Below are 20,448 nucleotides of genomic sequence, written 5' to 3'. Positions count from 1 at the left end.
ATAAGGTAATACCGCCTTTCGTAGAGTTTTTGGGGAAAAATACTACTTCTATAGGCATAAGGTATTACCTTTAGTTATTTTTTGGATATATCTAAATGGGTAAGTTATCCAATCTAGCGTTAGATCTTTGTACAAAAGCTACGTACGTAATAATATAAGAATAGTATCAAAGTACAAGTAATGATTTATTAGATAAAAGCAAGTAAAATAAGAAGCATACCAAAACAAAAGGTACCTATCACATGAATATTATCAAACAAGAAGAGTAGTTTATCAAACTTATTTCTCGGTATGGCTTTAAACTTTGATATCTCCTTTTTCAGTATCCACCCAAAAATAAGCATCATCATCAGTCCTGCAATTAATAGTCCCAAGGTATTCTTATAAGTAGTTTCAACTTCTATCATCCTATTCACCTGTTTTCCCACATTTATAAGCATGAAACCATTCCGCTTTTTTAATAATATGCGCATTTTCTAAAAGATAAATTATTTTATTGGACTGACTACAACATAATATGCTGCACCCCTATAACTAAAGCCCCTGGATCGCCAAGGGCTTTTTAATGTTACTCAATTACTATTGCGTTGCTTTCAGACAAAGCCATATAAACATTGATAGAGTATCGAGTTTTAATCAAATTCCATCATAATCATACTTCTATATAAATCCAAATGTCATTTTTGAAAATTTACTTGGAAGTTTTTTGATCAAAATATTTTTTTGTTGGTAAAATAAATATTAATCCAATAATTACTGTAATAGAATTTTCATAAAAGGATTCATAACCACTTTGCTGAGCTGCAATTACCCATCCTATTAGAAATAATACATTGATACATACCATTAGCCAATAACCCCATATTTTAAGATTTAGATAAGCATAGGATATTACTAAAAGAGTTATTGCGATTAATAACGTTATTGTATTTTCTGATAAAATAGGAACATTTAAGAAAGCATGAAATGGCGCACTATAAATTCCAATCCGTTCTAAAAATGTTGGAAACAATGATAATATAAGTAAGAAAGCACCAAAAATGCATCCATCTCCTATAAATGTTACTATAAAAGGTCTTTTTTCACTCACTTTTATCCCTCCTTGAATAAAAGGAAATAATTTACTATTAAGCAATATCTGTCCCATACTGAAAAATTAATACTAGCAATACGCTGCTTTATAATACTTAGATTAGCATAAGTTTTGTAAACCAACAATGAAACTATTTCCCCTATAGTTGGTTTAAAGTATAGGGGAAATAGTTTATCATTAGTATTCTTTATGGATATTATTTAGGTATACCGTAATTGCAAGTACCATTTAATGTTCCAGACTTAGAGAACACCCATTTTCCGTCCATAGGTAATGGGAACCATGCATATGCATCATATGAAATGGAATATGTATGTGTAATCATGCTACTACTTGCAATTTTTGCTGATGTTGAAATTAAATCAGTCATCCTAGTTGCATCCTCGCCTTGTGTAGTTTCAACAACATCCCCGTTGCTAGTTGCTGTAAATTTATTGTTAAATTTCTTTAATCCTTCACCTGGATAATCAGTCCAGTCATATTTATATGTAGCATAAACTGACTTTCTAAGGGTTAAATCTTTCAGAGGAGTAGAAGTGTTAGTCAATGTAGTTGAAACAGTGTTAGTTCCAGTAGTAGCGGCCAATGTAACATCCATTGGAATTGTAACAGTCGTAGTGCCAGAAGTCTTATCCTTTGTATTAACTTGTTTTATCACCTTTACTGCATTTTTCTCTGCATTCTCAAGATCAACAATAACATCCTCATTGAGAACAATCGGTTTTTCAAAAGCTGCTTTTATTTGTAGAATATATTGTTCGGTTTCTTCTTTTGTCATTGTAGTACCAAATTTTTCAGATTTTTCTTTTTCAAGGCCTAAAGCAAGTGCTTCTTCTTCAGTAATTACTTTCAAGTCATACTTCTCAACAAGTTCTTGCCATTCTTCAATTGTTATACTTTTATCACTACTGGTGCTGTCTGCATGAGCTGGTGAGATGGAAGCAACTGATGCAAATATCATTGTACATATAATACAGAAAGATAAAATTTTCTTTAACATTTTAATATAACCTCCTCATTTGTTCTTATTTTGATCCAAAGCTTTTTTATAATGAATGGCCATTCAATTATAAAATTCTGTTGCGTTAATAAAGACACACTTTATGTAAAAAAGTTCTATAAAAAATGAATTTTCTGTTCAATAAAAAAATATAAATCTGCCTTATGAAAATAGTCAAAAAATATTGAGAGGTATTTAAGTTATAAGATGCAGAAAAAATTGAGAGTACCCAAGGTTACTCTCAATTTTTATTTAGATATAAAAAATCATAATTTAAAAAATTCAAAATGAGGGAACTTTTAGACAAGATATGTCTTTATTTGCACAATACCATAAGGAGGGCATTAAATTGAGAAAAAACAAATTATTAATCGTAAGTATTCTAGTGGTTATGCTAATTCCGAGTCTTGCTCATAGTGCTACAGCTGATGAGAGTATCACAAAAATTGGTGATACTTTAATACAACAATCTCTTTCTGATTATGAGTACCTTTATGCTACTTCCAGTTCGCTAATAAATAAAGGGAGTGGATCCGTAACTGTTTCTGCATATACAGAAGCTATGGTTTCAGTAGATTCAGTTTATGTAAGGGCATATCTGCAAAAGTATGATACGGCCAATAGTACATGGGTAAACTTATATTGTGTGTATGATACCAGAACAGATACAGACTATGCCAGTGCGTCCAAAGGATTCCTGGCCGATATCGCGTAATGTCCATACATAAAGTAACCAAAGGTGCTGTTACTGAACAAACAACTCAGTATTCTGCTGTGAAAAGTATATAAGAGATCATAGACTTATCCCATCATAACCCAAATAAAACTCTACTTTTAGTGATGGTTTAATTAGACTTTTTATGTTCCTCGATCCATTTTAGTATACAGTCTTTATTGCACTCGCCCTGTGATATAGCTAAACCTAGATCAATTAATTCTTGCTGGCTATAGATTAGTTCAATTCCATTTACCTCTAATCCAACAGTTAGAATATGAACAGCAATTCGTTTGTTTCCATCCTGAAAAGAATGATTCTGACCTAAGCCATAACAGAGAACAGCAAATTTTTCTTCTATCGTTGGATATAATTCCTCGCCCCCAAAAGTTTGCAAAGGATTATAGTAAGCAGACTCTAGTAATTTTTGATCTTTAATTCCTGGATTCCCTCCAGTATACTGAACGATCATAGCTTGGTCACTTACAATTTGCTCTAAGGACGGATAAATCATTTCGCAAGCTCCTTATAAGCTTCAAAGTTTTTGAACAACATTTTTTTACTTACTTCTTCCCAAGCTTTTTCCTCTTCATTATTTTCTTCTGTTTGAGCAATTTCCTCAAAATCTATAACAAGATACTTTGGCTTATTTTGCTTTAAAATAATAACCATCTTTTCTTCGTCAACAATTTTAGTAACTTTTGAGAAGTTTTGATTCGCTTCTGTAATGCTAACTTGTCTCTTAGGATTGATTAACATTTTTAACACCTCCTATATTTTATATTATAACATATAAATAGGATAAATTATACCTATTTCATTAACGTGGTCAAAAATTAAGTTTTTTAACTCTTTATTGTCTTAGCGTGGGATTTGTCGGAAATGTTGGCTAGTAAATAAAAAATCAGGGGTGCAGGGGAAGTATTCCCATGCCGTAGTCAGAGGGGTGCTCAGGCTGCCTAGCAGCCGTCGAAGGGGAACTAGGTTCCCCTCAGATGGCATCGTTAGATGCTTTTTTTACAGAAAAACAGGTGTCTTTTAATACAGTGAAATTAACTAAAATTTCTAATGAATATGATTAAAATAATTGAAAATTTTCAAAAAAAGAGTAGAATAGACTTAGGAAAACCTTTTCAAGGAGGAGAATATGGACCAATATGATGTGATGATTTTAGAGGAACTGCAAAACAACGGGAAAATCAGTATGGCTGAACTAGGACGAAAGATTGGATTATCCACCTCAGCGACCAGTGAACGCGTAAAGAAAATGGAGCAGGAGGGCGTCATCAAAAGCTATACAGCGGTTTTAGATGGCGAAAAAATAGGGATGGATATTACAGCGTTTATCTCCGTCCCAGTAGGAAGTATGCCTATCCAAGAAATGGCGGAAATGATTACCAATATACCCCAGGTTCAAGAATGCCACAAGGTTACAGGGAACACCTGCTTTCTTGTAAAGGTCAAAACAAAAAATACAAAAGAATTAGAGCATCTGATTGACCAGATCAATCATGCAGCACCCAATACCCATACCTATCTTGTATTATCTACCATCAAGGAGACGACCAAAATTCAGGTGGAAGAATAAAAAAGGGGGATGTATATGTTTCAGAATATCAATGAATTGATGGACTTCTGTGGAGACAAAAAAATAAAATTGATCGATTTTAAAGTTGTGGATTTGGCTGGAAGATGGCATCATTTAACCATTCCTGTGGAGCGATTCAATGAAAAGATTTTAAAAAATGGTATTGGGTTTGATGGTTCCAGCTATGGATTTCTAACCGTTGAAAAATCTGACATGGTATTCATACCTGACATTACCAGCGCCTTTGCCGATCCCTTTGCTGAACTGCCAACCCTAACCATGATAGGAGATATTTATTCAGCTGGGGAAGAGAAACAACGATTTGAAGGAGACCCGAGGTACATAGCAGAAAAAACAGAAAAATATCTGCTGAAGCTAGGGATTGCTGATCAAAATCTGCTGGGACCAGAATTTGAGTTTTATATACTAGACCATATTTCTTTTAAGAACTCACCAAACCATACGGAAGTATTCATAGACTCTGACCAAGCAGAATGGAATGCTGGGAAGAAGGACGAGAAGAATTTAGGCTATAAGGTAATGCATCACAAAGGTTATCATGCAGATATTCCATATGATATAAGCTTTGATTTAAGAAATAAAATGGTAAGGGCGTTAGAAGACAATGGCATTCCCATTAAATATCATCATTCTGAAAATGGGGGACCGGGACAGGTTGAAATCGAGGTTAGCTTTGGACCATTAAAGGAAATGGCAGACCGCACCATGAAGCTGAAGTATATTGTAAAGAATATGGCACTGGCCAATGGTAAGACGGTTACCTTTATGCCAAAGCCATTCTTTGGTGAAGCTGGAAGCGGGATGCATGTGCATATGCAATTATTTAAGGAAGGAAAGCCCATCTTCTTCGACAAGAATGGATACTCCGGTCTTAGTGATACAGCCCTTTACGCCATCGGCGGAATTCTAAAGCATTCACCTGCCCTTATGGCATTTACAAATCCAAGTACTAATTCCTATAAGCGGTTGGTGCCAGGCTATGAAGCGCCCGTTAGCATTTGTTTTGCTACGGCCAACCGAAGCTCAGTGGTAAGAATCCCTGGTTATGCCACCAGTCCAGAGGCAAAACGATTTGAGTTTAGACCTTCGGATGCCACTTCTAATCCATACTTAGCCTATGCTGCCCTGATGATGGCAGCCATTGACGGGATTCAAAACAAGATTGACCCAAGGGAAGAAGGATTTGGTCCCTATGATGTCAATATTTATGCCCTTTCCGATGAAGAGAAAGAAAAGATTAAAGGTTTGCCAAACTCCCTGGAGGAGGCAGCGAGGGCCCTCGAAGCAGATCATGAGTTTTTGCTGGCAGGGGGAGTTTTTTCTAAAGGATTAATCGGAGATCAGCTTAAAAAAATAAGAAGGGATGAAGCCCAAGTCAGCATTGTGCCCCATCCCCTAGAATATAAAATGTATTATGATTTGTAGAACAATGAAAAGCCATGAAAGCTGAGCTTGCTTTCATGGCTTTTGTTAATTTAATCCTAGTTCTTTTCGTTTTTTCTCAATATGATCCACATAGATTTGAATGGTCTTCTCTGCATCCATCTCTACCACAACCTTACCAAGACCCAAAGTTTCTGTTGTCTCTGTAAGGGTCTTCACAACCACATCACTGCCTGTGATAGAAGGTACTGGTGCAACGTGAACCAGCCAGCCTAAGGCCACAGCTGTACAAGCATCGGCTACGGCTTTTTGCTCTAGATATTCGGGTGCACCGATAACCAGTGGCAACATATTCGTATCAACATTTAGTGCATCAGCAAGCTCTTTCGCCGTATGGGTCATCTTACCGATATCTACACAGGCACCATAGGTGAGAACTGGTGGGATGCCAAGCTGTTTACAGACTGCCTTTAAGCCTTCACCGCACTCATCTGCTGCTTTAGGATTTGTGAGTCCTGTATATTCCATAACGGATGAAGTACAGCCGCCAGACAATACAAGTATATTGTTTTTAATTAACCCTTGAGTAATCTTAAAGATATTGCTTCCACCCTGACCATATCTTGCAGTGGTACATCCTACAATGGTGGCGATACCACGGATGTTTCCGTTGGCAATCTGCTCGATGAGCGGATCAAAGCTGCCGCCTAGGGCATTTCGTACAGATTCTGTACTGAAACCAACCATACAATCAGAAACATGGGGTGGAATATAGGTTTTTCTGTTTTCTGCTTTACGCTGCTTAAAGGATTGGATAGCCATTTCTAAGGCCTTCTCAGCCTGCTCCTGCATTTTCTCAGGTACAAAATCTAGGGTATCGGTACCTTGAAGCTTGATAACAGGGTGCGTACTCAATAGCTTGGTACCAAATCGCTTCGCAAAAAGAGGCATGGTTGGTACGGTACAGTTGTAGTCGAACATGAATAAATCTATAACCCCTGTAGCCAATAGGTATTCTTGAGATAACCATTCTCCTTCTTGGCCGCCATAGCCCTTTTGATTATGGGTGCCTTCATAGTTAATGAGCTGCTGCCCTTCACATACATGACCTAGGATCTGGATACCATCGGCACCTGCATCTTTTGCTTTTTGCTGCCATTTATCTGTGGAAGCAAGGTCAATGGCTACATGGGCTAATAATGGCATATGCCCATTGGTAACCACATTGATCATACCATCCTTTAATAAGCCCATGTTTTGCTGCTTCATGGCGATTTCTTGGGTTCCCATGAGAATTTCTTGGATAATACATAATAGGAACAATCCCTGATATTCATTGGCAATACCTAGACGCACACTGTTTAATAAAAATTCAACAGGATCAGAGTTAAAGTTTGTCATACAACGGGTTTGGGCATAAGCTACCTCACTGTAGCCACCGCCAGGGAACAGACCAAGCTGACGCCATAATTCCTTACGCTTTGTAGGGGCAAAGGCTTCTACAGTTTTAGATTCTATGTGATATGGACCATGGATATCATCAATTACCCAATCCGCAAACTGGACGGCTAGCTTTTCGATAGGTTGGTTGGCATCTAGACCAGCCATATCTGCATATTTTTTTAATTTTTCAGGGTCCCTGATTTTTAGTCCACTTTCAGGGTGTTGTCCTGCAGCTTTTAGGGTTCGCGCTGCTTGATGACAGTGGAAAATGTTAGCAGATGTACCGATGGTTACATGGCGATACACAAAGTTTCTCGATACCATGGTGTGGGCATCTACACCACAAACACCCCGGGGTGCCTTTTTGCTGATACGGCATGGGCCGTTGGCACAGAGCTGACAGGATAAGCCCTCAATACAGAATTTACATTGGGTAGGCTGCTGCTCACTAAAGCGGTCAAAGACGTTGGTCATGCCTGCATCATGAACCGCTTGATACATTTCCCGCATGGCAGGGTCAATGATCACGTTTAACGGATAGCCTTCCTTCGATTGATCATCCTTGGCGATATGCTCTCTCTGCCATTTATGTACTTCTTCCATATCCGGCATCTTATCGATCTTATCATAGTCAATCTTTACCCTGTTATGGATGTCCTCATGACGGGCTGGATCATTGTAATCTGCATCGGTCAAATCTGCAGCAAAGGTTTTGTTATCACCCCGCATTCGCTCTGCACTGTGTTCATAGGATTTTTGGATATCCTTATCTGACATGGAAAAACCTCCTTCATCTAAATTCATTTACTATTTTTTGAGAGTAAGTGTAAAATTATACTGCTTTTTAAAATAAAGAAGTCTTCCGTTGGAAGATTTCTAAGGAAGACTTCTTTGAAACACATAACGGAAATTATGGGTTATCTACAATTTCGTAAAGTACATAATTTCCTATGTGTTATAAGAAAAAGAATCTAAACCAACTGGTTTAGATTCTTTTAGGTGAAGGTTCATTGTCATTAGCAGTCTTCATCGGGAATGGCGGCCAAACCAGTAGGAGGGATGGCAACCTGGCGATTTTGTAGCACTTTTAAGGTCAAGAAGATGACCATTTTTTCTTCGATACTCTTGAATTGTTTTTCCTCGAAAGGCATTTTGTAATAATCATGGCGAACACGACCCAATTGCTCGTCAAACTCTACAATTCTGCTGCTGATGAGTTCACAGTATGGGAGTTCATTGAAGTATTCAGTACTGATTTGATTAAATTCTGACAAGTCGCCGGACATTAAGTTATCTTTGTCTGCAAATTCAGGGCCATGGAGTTTTTGTTGTCTTAGATATTCAAACTCCGTAGCAGTTCTAGGAACAGGAGCAAGTGGCGCAATACCATTGAAGAACACAGGTGTTGTACAGCTCCATGGTACGTCTACGGTGCAGTGCTTGATATCTCCACAGAAGGTTTCTTTATTGGAGCAGCTTCTTGTAGCATACTGGATGTTTTTTCGTACAAAGCCCTTGAGGAAAAGCATGTTGGTGTCTTGGATCAATAGGCATTGGGTAACCTTCAAGTGCTTCTTAATATCCTTAATTTCCCATGCATATTCTGGCAGGTCAATGATGGAGTTTACGTTAACCTGCACTGTAAGTTCTGCAAGGACAACGGGTATTTTAGCCACAGCGCCTGTAACCAAAGGAACGATTGGAGCCGGTGTATTTACACAATCAGAAGCAGTACCACCTGATACCTTTGCACAATTGTCTTTACAGGGTTTGATAGAAGTTACTTGTGCATTGGCCACATTGTTCTGTTTATTTCCCCCGTAATATGGGCTAATGGCGTTATTTTTAGCAGCAACATTGTTTTTCTGGCTGTCATAATACTTATTCCATGACATAATTTAAATGCCCCCTTAATTTTTTATTTTAGGCGAGAATGGAAATCCTGTCCTTCACCTAGTACATGCTATTCTCCTTGTACCAAAAGGGTTACATGGAAAATAATAAAATATTTCGACAAAATCTAATAAAATTTTAAAATGCTCGGATACAATCCGAGCATTTTAAAGTTGTACCCATCAGCACTCGTCACAATCGGAGCATATAGGACCTATGGCAACGGGCGGGATGGCGACTTGACGATTTTGCATGATTTTCAATGTAAGGTAAATCACCATCTTTTCTTCAATGCTTTCAAAATATCTCTCCGCAAAAGGTACTTTTATCCCTGATGGATGTGTGGGGTTTAGATACTCATCAAATTCTACAATCCTGGCGCTGACGAGATCGCAGAAAGGAAGCTCATTAAAAAACTCTGTGCTGATTTGATTGAATTCCGATAAATCACCAGAGAGTAATTTGTCTTTATCTGCAAACCTAGGGCCATATATATCTTGTTGCCTAAAATATTCAAATTCTGTGGAGGAACTTGGCACAGGAGGAAGAGGCACTATACCGTTGAAGAATACAGGTGTTGTGCAGCTAAAGGGAACATCTACGGTGCAGTGTTTAATATCTCCACAGATTCCCTGACTATTCGAGCAGTAACGGGTCGTATAGTCAATATTTTTCCGTACATAGCCCTTGATAAAGAGCATATGAGTATCTTGAATAATGAGGCATTGGGTAACCTTTACATTCTTTTTTATGCGCTTGATTTCCCAGGCTGGTTCTGGTAGATCAACGATTGCATTCACATTTAGCTGAAGTGTTAATTCGGCCAAGACTACAGGGATCTTGGCAACTGCCCCTGTGGTCAAAGCAGTAATCTCTACAGGTGTATTGATACAATCGGAAGCGGTTCCACCGGTAGTACGAACGCAAGCGGTTTTAATCGGAGGGTCTTGCCGCTTTTGCATTTGTTGGTTGCTTTTATACATTGATGGATCATATCGAATCCATGGCATGGTGTAATTTCCCCCTTTATATATCTATTTTGCTCAATTATAGCTGGCATATATCCTCTGATGTCCTAGTACATGTTATTCTATAGTCCCAAAAAGGTGATACTTTACTTTCTAAAAATGACAAAAAATTTTACAAAAATAAGATTAAAACAGTACAATGTTCAGTATATTTTATGAGAGTCAATGAAAGTATTGTGACGATGGGATGAAATCTGATAGTATATTCATAAAGGTTATCATTTATATAGTATGTAAATAGGTGAGGAGTGCTACATATGGAGAAAATAAATCATAAATGGATGGTTCTAATGGGTGTAATTTTTGTATCCTTTTCCTCTATATTAATTCGAATGTCAGAAGCACCTTCTTTAGTGATTGCAGGATATAGACTGGGATTTACTGTTTTGATGCTTCTACCCTTTGTTTTCAGAAATAAGAAAGAAGAATTGAAATCCATAGACCGAAAAAGTTTGATCACTTGTCTTGTCAGCGGTGTATTCCTCGCTTTACACTTCGCCACTTGGATTACATCCATCAAATATACATCCATTGCTAGTTCCACAGTATTGGTAAATACCCATACCGTGTTTATCATAGCAGGAACGTGGTTTATACTAAAAGAGAAGGTTTCGGACAAAGTGTTCTTGAGTATGGGCATTACCCTTGCAGGCAGTATCATTATTTCTCTAGGAGATCACAGCATGGGCAGCAATGTATTGTATGGGGATATGCTGGCGATTTTGGGTGCATTTTTTGTTGCAGGCTATATGATGATCGGTAGAATTGTAAGGCAGAGACTTTCTGTCACAACCTATACTTTTCTTGTATATTCCAGCTGTACCCTGACATTGCTGTTGCTGGCAATGGTAACGGGCACCAGCCTATACCCATATCCAATGCAAGAATGGCTAATTTTTATGGCCTTGGCCATTTTTTGTACGATCCTAGGTCATAGTATTTTTAACTGGGCATTAGAATATATCAATCCCACATTTCTCTCAACGGCCATTTTGGGTGAACCAGTATTTGCTACCCTATGGGCATTGATTCTTTTTCATGAGGTACCTGCCCTATGGCAGATAGGCGGAAGCCTTCTGATTATCTTTGGTATTTACTTATATGTTCAAATGAATGATGAAAAGAATGTAGTGATCCAGGATGAAAAGTAGAAAATAGTTTTTTAATAATCGTTTTAAAATCGTTGAAAATGGATATGTATGTATAGAGAAAGTATCCAAAAGGATGGAGGCGTTTGACATATGAAATATTCTAAAATAATAGAGGAAATGAGAACAGTAAGGGACTATAAGGAAGAGCCTGTCAGTTCAGCCCTTATCGAAGAAGTGATAGAAACAGGCAAATCAGCAGCAGGGATTGCAGATGGACGAAATGTATCAATTTTATTTATAGATCATGGAAAAGAAGTCTTTGAGCAATTATCAGGTAAAGCAGGGTATTTTGGGAAAATGATCGAGGCACCCCATTATATTGTAATTACCTCCAAAATATTTCCAAATTACTTAGAAAACAGCGGATACATCATGGAATTAATGCGGTTAAAAGCTAGGGAGCTAGGGTTAGGGACATGCTGGCTTAGTATAGCCGATGAAATAACTTTGAAAGAAATACTGGCTATTGAGGGAGAGGAAAAAATCACAGCCTTTGCAGCCATTGGACATAGCTATAAGGGGATATTTAAGAACGATCTATCCAAGCAAAGCAGTCGTATGGGCCTTGAAGAAATAGGATTTTTAAATAGATGGGGATCTCCATGTACATTGGAAGACTTGGAAGCTAGAGGGTTGGCGAATGTATTTTATCATACGAGGCTGGCACCATCCTGGGGAAATAGGCAGCCATGGCAGTTCATCATTGACAAGGACCGAATCCTCTTGACCATACAGAAGGAAGAAAGAGAAGATTTGAGGTTGGATGCAGGCATTGTGATGCTCTATTTCGAAAAAGCAGCCCACGATGATGGTCTTTCCGGAAGCTGGAGCTTAGATGTGCCAGAGGATATGAAAGAAACCTATGGTGTTCCAGATGATCATCATTTGATTGGATACTATAGCATATAAAACCATACAAATAAAAATACTGCCCGTGTTGGGCAGTATTTTTATCTTGGTAGATTAGATTCCAAAGAAGCCGCCGCTAAATAGGATGATCAACAATAGGAAGAAGAATAGTAGAGATGTGTCATCACCGAAGCCGGCGCCGCCAAAGAAATTTCCACCGAACAGTACTACAAGTAACAAGAAAAAGAATAGTAGTGATGAATCGTCACCAAATCCACCAAAGAATCCTTTTTTCGCTTCACTCATATGCGTACCCTCCAATTAAAATATTGACTTAATACATAGCCTATTACCATATTACGGAGAACATAAAAAAGTGTGACACTTTTTATTTTTTTGTGAAGGATGTAAAAAATAATAAATAGATATCTGAGAAATAATGCTATACCTTGATAAATATTCAATGAGAGATTCTCCCGAAACTGCAAAAAATAAAAATGTAGAAAGGCTTGAGGCAGAAAGGAGAATAACGATGAAAACCATACGTAAAAGGTTTCCTATGATCATAGTGTTCTTGATTTTTATTTTTTTAATAGCTTTTGGTTGTACACCTGCACGTCGGCCTATGCCCAATGGTTATGGCGAAGACCAATACAATAGAGGTATAACGACAAATCCAGAGAGAGCCAAGGAAATTGAGTCAGGAGATCAAGACTTTGGTATGAGGGGGATTACACCCAACAATGATCCAGCCTTGAGAAATTATGCTGGAAATCTATCGGAGCAGACAGCTCAAGAAGCATTGGAACATGAAATAAAAGATTTTGAGGGTATTGCAGATGTGGTGATTATATATAGTGATAAAATCGCCTATGTAGGTATTGAGCCAGACCAAGGAAGGATTATCAATAATATGCGGGGGCTTCAAACAGAAATTGCCAGCAGAATTAGAACAAGAATTCCAAGAATAGAAAGAATTTATGTGACCAGTGACCAAGACAGGGTGTCGAAACTTAGAGGATATGCAGGCGAGTTAGACAATAAAAAGCCAGAGAGAGAAATGATTGAAAAAATTGAAGGACTATTTTGATGGTTAAATGCAAAAAGGCTTCTCTAGTTCTGAGAAGCCTTTTTTATGCTTTTTAATGACTTATCTATCACAATGCTCTTTATGCATACACTTCATTGCTTTGTGGCGATAGGCTTCGGCCTTATGGAGATGGGCTCTATACATGTGCCAATTGGCTTGATAACATAGATCTTCCATTTCCTGAGGCATATCCTCCATGGTCATGTTCATAGGATAATCCATGGCGCCAAGAACGCCTGTCATAGGTGTATCCATAGCAGGCATCATTCCCATATGAGGCATCATATTATCATACTCCATAGCAGGCATAACAGCAGCCATAGGATTTTCCATAGCGGGCATCATGGGTGTACCCATGGGGTGATGCATCATGTGTTGAGGCATCATATTATCATACTCCATGGCAGGCATAATACCAGTCATAGGATTTTCCATAGCAGGCATCATTCCCATAGGCGGCATCATAGGCTGCATGACGGGCATCATGTGATGAGGCATCATACCCATCATAGGACATGGCATATAGGGCATCATGGGTGTATCCATGGCAGGCATAACACCAGTCATAGGATTTTCCATAGCAGGCATCATCCCCATAGGTGGCATCATAGGCTGCATGCCAGGCATCATGTGATGAGGCATCATACCCATGGGCATTTCTGGGTACATGGGATAGGTTTCTTCTACTTTCTGGTCCTGTATATGATCCTTATGATCTTTATTATTATCCACTTTCGTTCCCCCTTAAAATTTATATATATGAGAAATTGATCTCTCAGTTATAGGGTATGCATTTGCTTCGCAAACTGGCACACCCAAATAAGAGATATATATAAATCTATGGAAAAATAACAAAAAATATTTGAAAAAATTTACAAATAATAGACTTTATGGTACCAAAAGACTAAAAAATCACCGTAGACTATAATACAGAAACACAAAATATTAATGAAGGAGGAAATAGAGATGAAAAAATTAATGAGTGTTATGCTAATTATGATTCTACTGATGGGTGCAGCAGTCCCAAGTTATGCTGCTGGGTTTACGCCACCGGGATTGGCGAAAAAAGGAGGTCTTCCACCGGGAATTGCAAAGAAGTTCAGTGATCTAGACGGATTTGAATGGGCACAGGAAGCCATTGAAAGATTAGCAGAAAAGGGAATACTTAGTGGCATAGGTGAAGGAAAGTTCGCACCGTCCAATAATGTGACAAAGATAGAAGCATTGACAATGATTATTCGAGGGTTGGACTGGGATGATGATGCAAAATTAGCAGCAGAGCTCATCAACACAGGGAAGATTAAAGAGAAAGCAAAGGATAAGGCGAAGGATAAGGATAAACTGCAGGGATGGACGGAAGGATATATTGAAGTAGCGGTTGAGAAAGGATTAATTGATGAAGTAGACTTGGCACAGCAAAATTTCACAGCACCAGCGACAAGACAGGAAGTAGCTATGTATATTATACGTGCACTAGGGATGGAAGAAGAAGCTGAAGATTATTCATCGAGGGACTTAAGATTTGAAGACAAAACTGCTGTACAGATTGGTGCAGTAGGATATGTTTACTTGATTGATAGTGAAGGTATTATGAAAGGATATCCTGATGGGACCTTTAGACCAAATCAATTAGTAAAGAGAGCAGAAATGGCTAGTTTGGTAAATATGCTTCGTGATCGTATTAGTGATGAAGAAGATGACGATGATGACGTGGTAGTAGTTGAAGGGACTTTCAAAGGTAATATAGAGAGTATTGACCGCCAGGATAAAGAAATTGTTGTAAAAAATAGCAGCAGAGAAAAGCTGTTTAAAATTGAAAATAATACAGTAGTTAAAATCGATGGAAGAACAAAGAGTTTCAGTGATTTATCTTTGGGAATGGACGTCGAATTAAAGATCATTGATGGTAAAGTAGACCGTATCGATGCTCAGACAAACACAGCAACATTTACAGGGACCATCAAGCAGATCTATCCTTCCACAGAAGAACTGAGAATTCAAGTAGGTAGTAAGGAAAGATTAATCCAAGTGGATGATGAAACCGATATTGAATTAGATGGAAGAAATGTAGCGTTTGGACGTCTAGCTGTAGGTATGGAAGTTGAAGTTCACATAGAAGATGTTGAGGTCCTACGGGTATACGCGAAATCCTTTGAAGAGGAATTCACAGGAGTAATTACTGGAATCAACAGCAGTCGGAAAGAGTTAAAAGTCAAAGTTGGCAATACAGAAAGAACCATTCAGCTTGACAGTGGTACAGATATAGAGGTTGATGAAAAAGATGCAGCATTTGACAAGCTAGTATTAGCAATGGAGGTAGAAGTAAAAATAGAAAATGGAAAAGTAGTGGCGTTATATGCTGAGTCTGTTACAAGCGAATATACGGGAAAACTCACTGAAAAAGTAGAAGGAACTCAAAATAAAATCACCATTAAAATAGGTAGTCAATATAAAAGCTACGTAGTGTCTAAAAATGCAGATATCCAAGATGACGATGGAAACGACATGGATTTTAATGAGTTGAAGGTCGGCAGTGAAATAGAGATTCGGGTAGAAAATAACATTATTGTAAAGATTGAGATGGAAGACTAATAAAAGGCTGTGATCCCAAGGATCACAGCCTTTTATCGATGTATCATTATACATATTTAAGGATGAAAAATAGTATAGATTAGGGTACAATAGAATAAAGAGAAATTAGAGAGGGGGGATTCTTATTTTTAAAAGTATTTTTAATCGACCTACTTTTATTGAAGAGGGGGGGAAAATTCCAAACCGGATTCGGTATTTGGTGTTAACCCTGTATGGTGCATTGTTCGTTGTTTTGGGGTTTCTTATGGATACTCCAGAGGGAATCCTCCGTGGACTCCGGCAGATCATCTTAGAACCAGACTTCCTCATTACCGATTACATTGGTGTTGGGGGATTAGGTGCAGCCTTTGTCAACGCAGGAATTCTAACCCTTGCAGCAATCTTTATCCTATATAGGATGGAGATTAAGGTTACTGGTGCCACCATTTCCACAGTTTGGCTTATGACTGGATTTGGACTTTTTGGGAAGAATATTTTTAATGTTTGGTTTATCATGGCAGGGGTTTGGCTCTATGCACAATACCAGAAGGACAAATTTATCAAATATGTATATATTGGACTTTTCGGTACCAGTCTAGCGCCATTAGTGACCCAGATTATGTTTATTACAAACATGTCGAGATGGGTAAGCATACCATTAGGAATGGCAGTAGGTGTATTCGTTGGCTTTATTCTGCCGCCGGTATCTGCTTATCTTATGAGGGTACATCAGGGCTTTAATCTTTATAATATAGGCTTTACGGCAGGAATCATTGGAACCATTACTGTTTCTGTGTTAAGATCCTATGGATTAAACATGGAGACAAGAATGATCTGGACCACGGGAAATAATCAAATTTTGGCGATGATCTTGGTTGCTTTGTTTGCTTTGATGATCCTCATTGGGTTTTACCTGAATGGTAAGTCTATGAAAGGATATAAGAATTTTTATAAGTATTCGGGAAGATTGGTTACAGACTTTGTCATTTTAGAAGGCTTTGCACCCAGCCTGTTAAATATGGGAATCAATGGTTTGTTTGCTACGGCATATGTATTAGCGATTCGAGGGGATTTAAACGGACCAAGTTTAGGCGGTATTTTTACGATTGTTGGGTTCAGTGCTTTTGGAAAGCATCTTGGGAACATGCTGCCCATTTTTATAGGTGTATTCCTTGGCAGTTTAACCAAGGTATGGTATATCAACGACCCTAGTATTGTTCTAGCAGCTTTATTTGGCACGACTTTGGCACCTATTGCAGGAGAATTCGGATGGAAATATGGCATTCTTGCAGGATTTTTACATTCCTCTGTCGTATTAAATGTAGGATTCCTACATGGAGGAATCAATCTGTATAACAATGGTTTTGCTGGGGGTATTGTGGCAGCCACGCTGATACCAATCATTGAGGCATTCAAGAAGGAGGAATAGATGTGAAGCACGATAGACTGAAAATATCAAAAATCGTGGATGAACTGATGAACTACTGCTTCTATATGGGATCCACCAACATCCATGTAGATGTGCAGGAAACCGATGAATTCTTTAAAATTTATTGCAAGTGTGATTATAAGGACAGTAACCTTAAGAAGGTTGAAAAGATGGTAAAGCTGTTAAACTGTACAAAGCATGAAGAACTGGAAGAGTATTATTGGACGTTGACAGGGGATTGTGATGTGGCCAACGAGCTTTCCCTAGTGGGGATGATGACAGATGAAGCCACCGTAAAATATAGTGAGGGACAAGATATTGAAATTACCCTATATCGATACAAACAGAATAAAGAATAGTCTGGCAGCGTATTGGTTGATATTTTTAGTGGGCAGTGGGAATCCTAAAAATAGGTGTTGACAACCATAGTAAAGATGCTTATAGTAGAATTATAAATACCATACGGGGGTATACTATAAAGGGAGTGTGAAATAATGAAAAAGTTAATGATGATCGAAGGAATGAGCTGTGGGCACTGTGTGAATCACGTGAAGAATGCCTTAGAGGAAATCGAAGGCGTTACCAATGTTATTGTGGATCTACAGGGAAAAAATGCGTTGATTGAACTATCTAAAGATGTAGATCATGAAACCTTAAAGGGTGCGGTAGAAGAAGCAGGGTATGATGTGATCGATCTGAAGACAATCTAGGAAAAAACTAGAAAGGCCTTGGTTAGACAGGAACCTTTCATAGAGGAAGGAGGTCTGGCATGGAGAAGGAAAAAAAGCTGATTGTCGATGGCTGCTGCCAAGAAGTAGATGGTGAAAGGGTAAGCCACCGTTCTGAAAATGTCACCCAAGCTTTGGTCAAACGATTGAATAAGATTGAGGGACAAGTACGGGGCGTTCGAGGAATGATTGAACGGGGAACCTATTGCGATGATGTGCTCATTCAAATTGCTGCTGTTCAATCAGCCATCGATGGTGTGAGCAAATTGCTTTTGGAAAACCACATGAAAACCTGTGTCATCGATCGTATTCGTGAAGGTGATACTGAGGTAGTAGAGGAGTTTCTAAAGACCATCAACAAGATGATGAGATAGTATGAAATGCTACAGTGAGTGCAGTAAATGATACACTGTTAAAAAGATCCCACATCCTGTATAATAGAATATAAGCATATAGGAAGAGCAAAAACCATGCAAGGGAAAATATTTCTGTTTGGCATGATTCTTGCTCTTATTTTATATGAGCTGTAATAATTGGTATATATTAAGGGTGCTGCTATTACGCAATCTATAGAATACAGGGGTGGGAAAACCATGAAAAAACTTACGTTGTTTATTGATGGGATGACGTGCGGTAATTGTGAGATGCGGATTGAAAAGGCATTGCAGAAGTTAGACGGAGTTCATCATGTCAAGGCATCCTTTAATCAGTCGCGGGTGGAAGTCCTTTATGATGAGAATCTTGTGGACGAAAGGAAATTCCAGTTGAGTATTGAGGCTTTAGGATATGGTGTGATGAAGGAAAAAAAGAGTTCTTTGAAACAGATGATGCCGCTTTTGCTCCTTTTATTTGCTGGATTTTATTTTATTCAAAATACCATTGGCTTTAATTTTATCCCTGAAGTCTCTGAAGGGATGGGGTATGGACTGATTTTTATGGTTGGACTGTTAACTTCCATTCACTGTGTTGCCATGTGTGGTGGGATTGCGTTGTCCCAAAGTGTGGGGGAAGCCAATGGAGGCAGCCGATTTACTCCTTCTCTATTGTATAATGCTGGGCGGATTGCTTCCTATACGATTATTGGCGGTATTGTAGGGGGCATAGGTGCGGTAGTGACACCCTCAGGTCAATTCAAAGGAATTATAGCGATCGGTGCGGGTGTATTTATGTTTTTACTTGGACTAAAGATGCTAAATATTCTCCACTTTCCAAACTGGTTAGGCTTGCGGATGCCTAAAATTTCTTTTGGGAAAATTGGGACATCAAATCCATTGAGACCTTTTTTCGTGGGTTTGATGAACGGACTCATGCCCTGTGGCCCTCTTCAAACGATGCAGCTTTATGCCCTGGGAACAGGCAGCGTGGTGAAAGGTGCCCTTTCCATGTTTTTCTTTAGTGCCGGTACTGTGCCCCTTTTATTTATTTTTGGGGCAATAACGTCTGCCATCAGCAGCAAATCAGGAAGAACCATGATGAAGGCCAGTGCAGTTTTGGTCATGGTGCTGGGGCTTGTGATGTTAAATAGAGGCATGGCATTATCGGGCATGGCGTTAGACCTTGGACTGACGAAAAGTACTGTAACAGAGATTCCGGAAATCAAGATGGAAGATGGCAAACAAGTGATTAATATGACAGTCACTGCTGGTGCATATACGCTGGATAACCCCGTAGTGCAGGTGGGGGTACCAGTTAAGATTAAGCTAGATGTACAAAGTATCAATGGATGCAATAACCCAATTGTGATTCCAGAGTATAATGTTGAAGCTGACCTTATGGAAGAAAATCCTGTGATAGAGTTTACGCCGACGAAGGAAGGAAAAATTCGAATCAGTTGCTGGATGGGTATGATTACTTCCCAACTTACTGCTGTGAATGATCCATCTCAACCTACTGAAGTTGCAAAGGATACCGGTGGAAATGGCGGTTGGTTTGGTGGTGGAGGCTGTTGTGCATCTGTCCAGGGAGAGAACAAAGCAGCCCAAGCCCTCATTGCCAATGGTAAGCAGACCATCGAAATGAGTGTAGGCAATGATGGATACAGTCCAAATATCTTTGTGGTACAAAAAGGCTTGCCAGTGACTTGGATCATGAATGGTACAGAAATAAATTCATGCAATTATTTGCTAACCATACCCGATGCAGGCTTTCAAAAGGAAGTAAAAGAAGGGAAGAATGAAATTCTTTTTACCCCAAATCAGGAAGGTGAACTTGTTTTTACCTGTGGCATGAATATGCTCAGCGGAAAGATTGTCATTGTAGATGATATAAACAATGTAGATTTAGAAACTTTAGAAAACAGCGAAATCCCCCTCCCGGCCAGCAGCGGCGGGGGGTGTCATTAGTAGTAGAAAGAGAGTAGATTGTCTACCAATGTCATTAAGTTAAGACATTGTGAGTAGATGCCTAAAAGAACAGAGTACGTAGAAATTACGTACTCTGTTCTTTTAGGAAAAAATTTAAAAAGTG

The 20,448-nt window shown here is 38.6% G+C and carries 22 protein-coding genes; 12 read left to right on the top strand and 10 right to left on the bottom strand.

What is annotated here, in order from left to right; genetic code table 11:
* Positions 1 to 188: 188 nt before the first annotated feature.
* The 3 genes from K0R93_RS18550 to K0R93_RS18540 form a co-directional block, all read right to left on the bottom strand.
* Positions 189 to 407: a hypothetical protein gene (locus K0R93_RS18550; RefSeq protein WP_300304753.1), complete on the bottom strand. Its 219-nt coding sequence runs from the start codon at positions 405 to 407 to the stop codon at positions 189 to 191.
* A 284-nt stretch (positions 408 to 691) separates the two neighbouring features.
* Positions 692 to 1,090, bottom strand: coding sequence for a hypothetical protein (locus K0R93_RS18545; protein ID WP_300304750.1), 399 nt, complete (start codon positions 1,088 to 1,090; stop codon positions 692 to 694).
* 199 nt (positions 1,091 to 1,289) lie between these two features.
* A complete protein-coding gene (locus K0R93_RS18540) occupies positions 1,290 to 2,093 on the bottom strand; it encodes a hypothetical protein (RefSeq protein ID WP_300304748.1) in 804 nt (267 codons plus the stop codon).
* A 349-nt stretch (positions 2,094 to 2,442) separates the two neighbouring features.
* Between K0R93_RS18540 and K0R93_RS18535 the strand changes: the two genes are divergently transcribed.
* Entirely contained in the window at positions 2,443 to 2,808 is a 366-nt protein-coding gene (locus K0R93_RS18535) for a hypothetical protein (RefSeq protein ID WP_300304746.1), read from the top strand.
* Between the two features lie 130 nt (positions 2,809 to 2,938).
* Here the strand turns inward: K0R93_RS18535 and K0R93_RS18530 are convergent, their stop codons facing one another.
* The gene (locus tag K0R93_RS18530; protein WP_300304743.1) at positions 2,939 to 3,322 is read right to left on the bottom strand and encodes a type II toxin-antitoxin system death-on-curing family toxin; all 384 of its coding nucleotides are present in this window, start codon (positions 3,320 to 3,322) and stop codon (positions 2,939 to 2,941) included.
* Entirely contained in the window at positions 3,319 to 3,567 is a 249-nt protein-coding gene (locus tag K0R93_RS18525; protein WP_300304740.1) for a type II toxin-antitoxin system Phd/YefM family antitoxin, read from the bottom strand. The genes K0R93_RS18530 and K0R93_RS18525 overlap by 4 nt, the downstream gene beginning before the upstream one ends.
* Positions 3,568 to 3,955: 388 nt before the next feature.
* On the opposite strand from K0R93_RS18525, the gene K0R93_RS18520 reads away from it, so the two are divergent.
* Entirely contained in the window at positions 3,956 to 4,396 is a 441-nt protein-coding gene (locus K0R93_RS18520) for an Lrp/AsnC family transcriptional regulator (protein ID WP_300304737.1), read from the top strand.
* A gap of 15 nt (positions 4,397 to 4,411) precedes the next feature.
* On the top strand, positions 4,412 to 5,842 hold the full coding sequence (gene glnA / locus K0R93_RS18515) for a type I glutamate--ammonia ligase (protein ID WP_300304734.1): 1,431 nt from the start codon (positions 4,412 to 4,414) through the stop codon (positions 5,840 to 5,842).
* Between the two features lie 45 nt (positions 5,843 to 5,887).
* On the opposite strand, the gene cooS is transcribed toward glnA, so the two are convergent.
* From cooS to K0R93_RS18500, 3 genes are all read right to left on the bottom strand, one after another.
* Positions 5,888 to 8,020, bottom strand: a complete 2,133-nt coding sequence (gene cooS, locus K0R93_RS18510; protein ID WP_300304731.1) for an anaerobic carbon-monoxide dehydrogenase catalytic subunit — start codon at positions 8,018 to 8,020, stop codon at positions 5,888 to 5,890.
* A 239-nt stretch (positions 8,021 to 8,259) separates the two neighbouring features.
* Entirely contained in the window at positions 8,260 to 9,138 is an 879-nt protein-coding gene (locus K0R93_RS18505) for a CsxC family protein (protein WP_300304728.1), read from the bottom strand.
* Positions 9,139 to 9,318: 180 nt separating this feature from the next.
* Positions 9,319 to 10,146: a CsxC family protein gene (locus K0R93_RS18500; protein ID WP_300304725.1), complete on the bottom strand. Its 828-nt coding sequence runs from the start codon at positions 10,144 to 10,146 to the stop codon at positions 9,319 to 9,321.
* A gap of 275 nt (positions 10,147 to 10,421) precedes the next feature.
* Between K0R93_RS18500 and K0R93_RS18495 the strand changes: the two genes are divergently transcribed.
* Positions 10,422 to 11,315: a DMT family transporter gene (locus tag K0R93_RS18495; RefSeq protein WP_300304722.1), complete on the top strand. Its 894-nt coding sequence runs from the start codon at positions 10,422 to 10,424 to the stop codon at positions 11,313 to 11,315.
* Between the two features lie 90 nt (positions 11,316 to 11,405).
* On the top strand, positions 11,406 to 12,224 hold the full coding sequence (locus K0R93_RS18490) for a nitroreductase family protein (protein ID WP_300304719.1): 819 nt from the start codon (positions 11,406 to 11,408) through the stop codon (positions 12,222 to 12,224).
* Positions 12,225 to 12,278: 54 nt separating this feature from the next.
* Here K0R93_RS18490 and K0R93_RS18485 read toward each other — a convergent pair whose 3' ends face one another.
* Complete coding sequence (locus tag K0R93_RS18485) at positions 12,279 to 12,470, bottom strand: hypothetical protein (protein ID WP_300304716.1); 192 nt, start codon at positions 12,468 to 12,470, stop codon at positions 12,279 to 12,281.
* Between the two features lie 226 nt (positions 12,471 to 12,696).
* On the opposite strand from K0R93_RS18485, the gene K0R93_RS18480 reads away from it, so the two are divergent.
* Positions 12,697 to 13,254 (top strand): YhcN/YlaJ family sporulation lipoprotein, encoded by a 558-nt coding sequence (locus K0R93_RS18480; RefSeq protein WP_300304713.1) that lies wholly within the window; start codon positions 12,697 to 12,699, stop codon positions 13,252 to 13,254.
* Positions 13,255 to 13,314: 60 nt separating this feature from the next.
* Here the strand turns inward: K0R93_RS18480 and K0R93_RS18475 are convergent, their stop codons facing one another.
* Entirely contained in the window at positions 13,315 to 13,986 is a 672-nt protein-coding gene (locus K0R93_RS18475) for a hypothetical protein (protein ID WP_300304710.1), read from the bottom strand.
* A 234-nt stretch (positions 13,987 to 14,220) separates the two neighbouring features.
* Between K0R93_RS18475 and K0R93_RS18470 the strand changes: the two genes are divergently transcribed.
* From K0R93_RS18470 to K0R93_RS18445, 6 genes are all read left to right on the top strand, one after another.
* The gene (locus K0R93_RS18470; protein ID WP_300304707.1) at positions 14,221 to 15,846 is read left to right on the top strand and encodes an S-layer homology domain-containing protein; all 1,626 of its coding nucleotides are present in this window, start codon (positions 14,221 to 14,223) and stop codon (positions 15,844 to 15,846) included.
* 244 nt (positions 15,847 to 16,090) lie between these two features.
* Entirely contained in the window at positions 16,091 to 17,254 is a 1,164-nt protein-coding gene (locus K0R93_RS18465) for a DUF1576 domain-containing protein (RefSeq protein ID WP_300304704.1), read from the top strand.
* 2 nt (positions 17,255 to 17,256) lie between these two features.
* Entirely contained in the window at positions 17,257 to 17,613 is a 357-nt protein-coding gene (locus K0R93_RS18460; protein WP_300304701.1) for a hypothetical protein, read from the top strand.
* 135 nt (positions 17,614 to 17,748) lie between these two features.
* On the top strand, positions 17,749 to 17,964 hold the full coding sequence (locus K0R93_RS18455; RefSeq protein WP_300304698.1) for a heavy-metal-associated domain-containing protein: 216 nt from the start codon (positions 17,749 to 17,751) through the stop codon (positions 17,962 to 17,964).
* Between the two features lie 59 nt (positions 17,965 to 18,023).
* Positions 18,024 to 18,356, top strand: coding sequence for a metal-sensitive transcriptional regulator (locus K0R93_RS18450; protein ID WP_300304689.1), 333 nt, complete (start codon positions 18,024 to 18,026; stop codon positions 18,354 to 18,356).
* A 219-nt stretch (positions 18,357 to 18,575) separates the two neighbouring features.
* Positions 18,576 to 20,324, top strand: a complete 1,749-nt coding sequence (locus K0R93_RS18445; RefSeq protein ID WP_300304686.1) for an urease accessory protein UreH domain-containing protein — start codon at positions 18,576 to 18,578, stop codon at positions 20,322 to 20,324.
* Positions 20,325 to 20,448: the final 124 nt, after the last annotated feature.

Source organism: Anaerosolibacter sp. (genome assembly GCF_029240175.1).
In the GTDB taxonomy this organism is placed as follows: domain Bacteria; phylum Bacillota; class Clostridia; order Peptostreptococcales; family Thermotaleaceae; genus Anaerosolibacter.
Note: the sequence above shows the minus strand (reverse complement) of the source record. Positions and strands in the feature narration are given on the sequence as shown.

Bases quoted from the DNA above. Each gene is read 5' to 3' on its own strand.
- K0R93_RS18490 (WP_300304719.1), top strand. From the start codon at position 11,406: ATGAAATATTCTAAAATAATAGAGGAAATGAGAACAGTAAGGGACTAT.
- K0R93_RS18495 (WP_300304722.1), top strand. From the start codon at position 10,422: ATGGAGAAAATAAATCATAAATGGATGGTTCTAATGGGTGTAATTTTT.
- K0R93_RS18500 (WP_300304725.1), bottom strand. From the start codon at position 10,146: ATGCCATGGATTCGATATGATCCATCAATGTATAAAAGCAACCAACAA.
- K0R93_RS18455 (WP_300304698.1), top strand. From the start codon at position 17,749: ATGAAAAAGTTAATGATGATCGAAGGAATGAGCTGTGGGCACTGTGTG.
- K0R93_RS18450 (WP_300304689.1), top strand. From the start codon at position 18,024: ATGGAGAAGGAAAAAAAGCTGATTGTCGATGGCTGCTGCCAAGAAGTA.
- K0R93_RS18550 (WP_300304753.1), bottom strand. From the start codon at position 407: ATGATAGAAGTTGAAACTACTTATAAGAATACCTTGGGACTATTAATT.
- glnA (WP_300304734.1), top strand. From the start codon at position 4,412: ATGTTTCAGAATATCAATGAATTGATGGACTTCTGTGGAGACAAAAAA.
- cooS (WP_300304731.1), bottom strand. From the start codon at position 8,020: ATGTCAGATAAGGATATCCAAAAATCCTATGAACACAGTGCAGAGCGA.
- K0R93_RS18465 (WP_300304704.1), top strand. From the start codon at position 16,091: ATGGATACTCCAGAGGGAATCCTCCGTGGACTCCGGCAGATCATCTTA.
- K0R93_RS18470 (WP_300304707.1), top strand. From the start codon at position 14,221: ATGAAAAAATTAATGAGTGTTATGCTAATTATGATTCTACTGATGGGT.
- K0R93_RS18445 (WP_300304686.1), top strand. From the start codon at position 18,576: ATGAAAAAACTTACGTTGTTTATTGATGGGATGACGTGCGGTAATTGT.
- K0R93_RS18505 (WP_300304728.1), bottom strand. From the start codon at position 9,138: ATGTCATGGAATAAGTATTATGACAGCCAGAAAAACAATGTTGCTGCT.
- K0R93_RS18525 (WP_300304740.1), bottom strand. From the start codon at position 3,567: ATGTTAATCAATCCTAAGAGACAAGTTAGCATTACAGAAGCGAATCAA.
- K0R93_RS18485 (WP_300304716.1), bottom strand. From the start codon at position 12,470: ATGAGTGAAGCGAAAAAAGGATTCTTTGGTGGATTTGGTGACGATTCA.
- K0R93_RS18520 (WP_300304737.1), top strand. From the start codon at position 3,956: ATGGACCAATATGATGTGATGATTTTAGAGGAACTGCAAAACAACGGG.
- K0R93_RS18480 (WP_300304713.1), top strand. From the start codon at position 12,697: ATGAAAACCATACGTAAAAGGTTTCCTATGATCATAGTGTTCTTGATT.
- K0R93_RS18530 (WP_300304743.1), bottom strand. From the start codon at position 3,322: ATGATTTATCCGTCCTTAGAGCAAATTGTAAGTGACCAAGCTATGATC.
- K0R93_RS18540 (WP_300304748.1), bottom strand. From the start codon at position 2,093: ATGTTAAAGAAAATTTTATCTTTCTGTATTATATGTACAATGATATTT.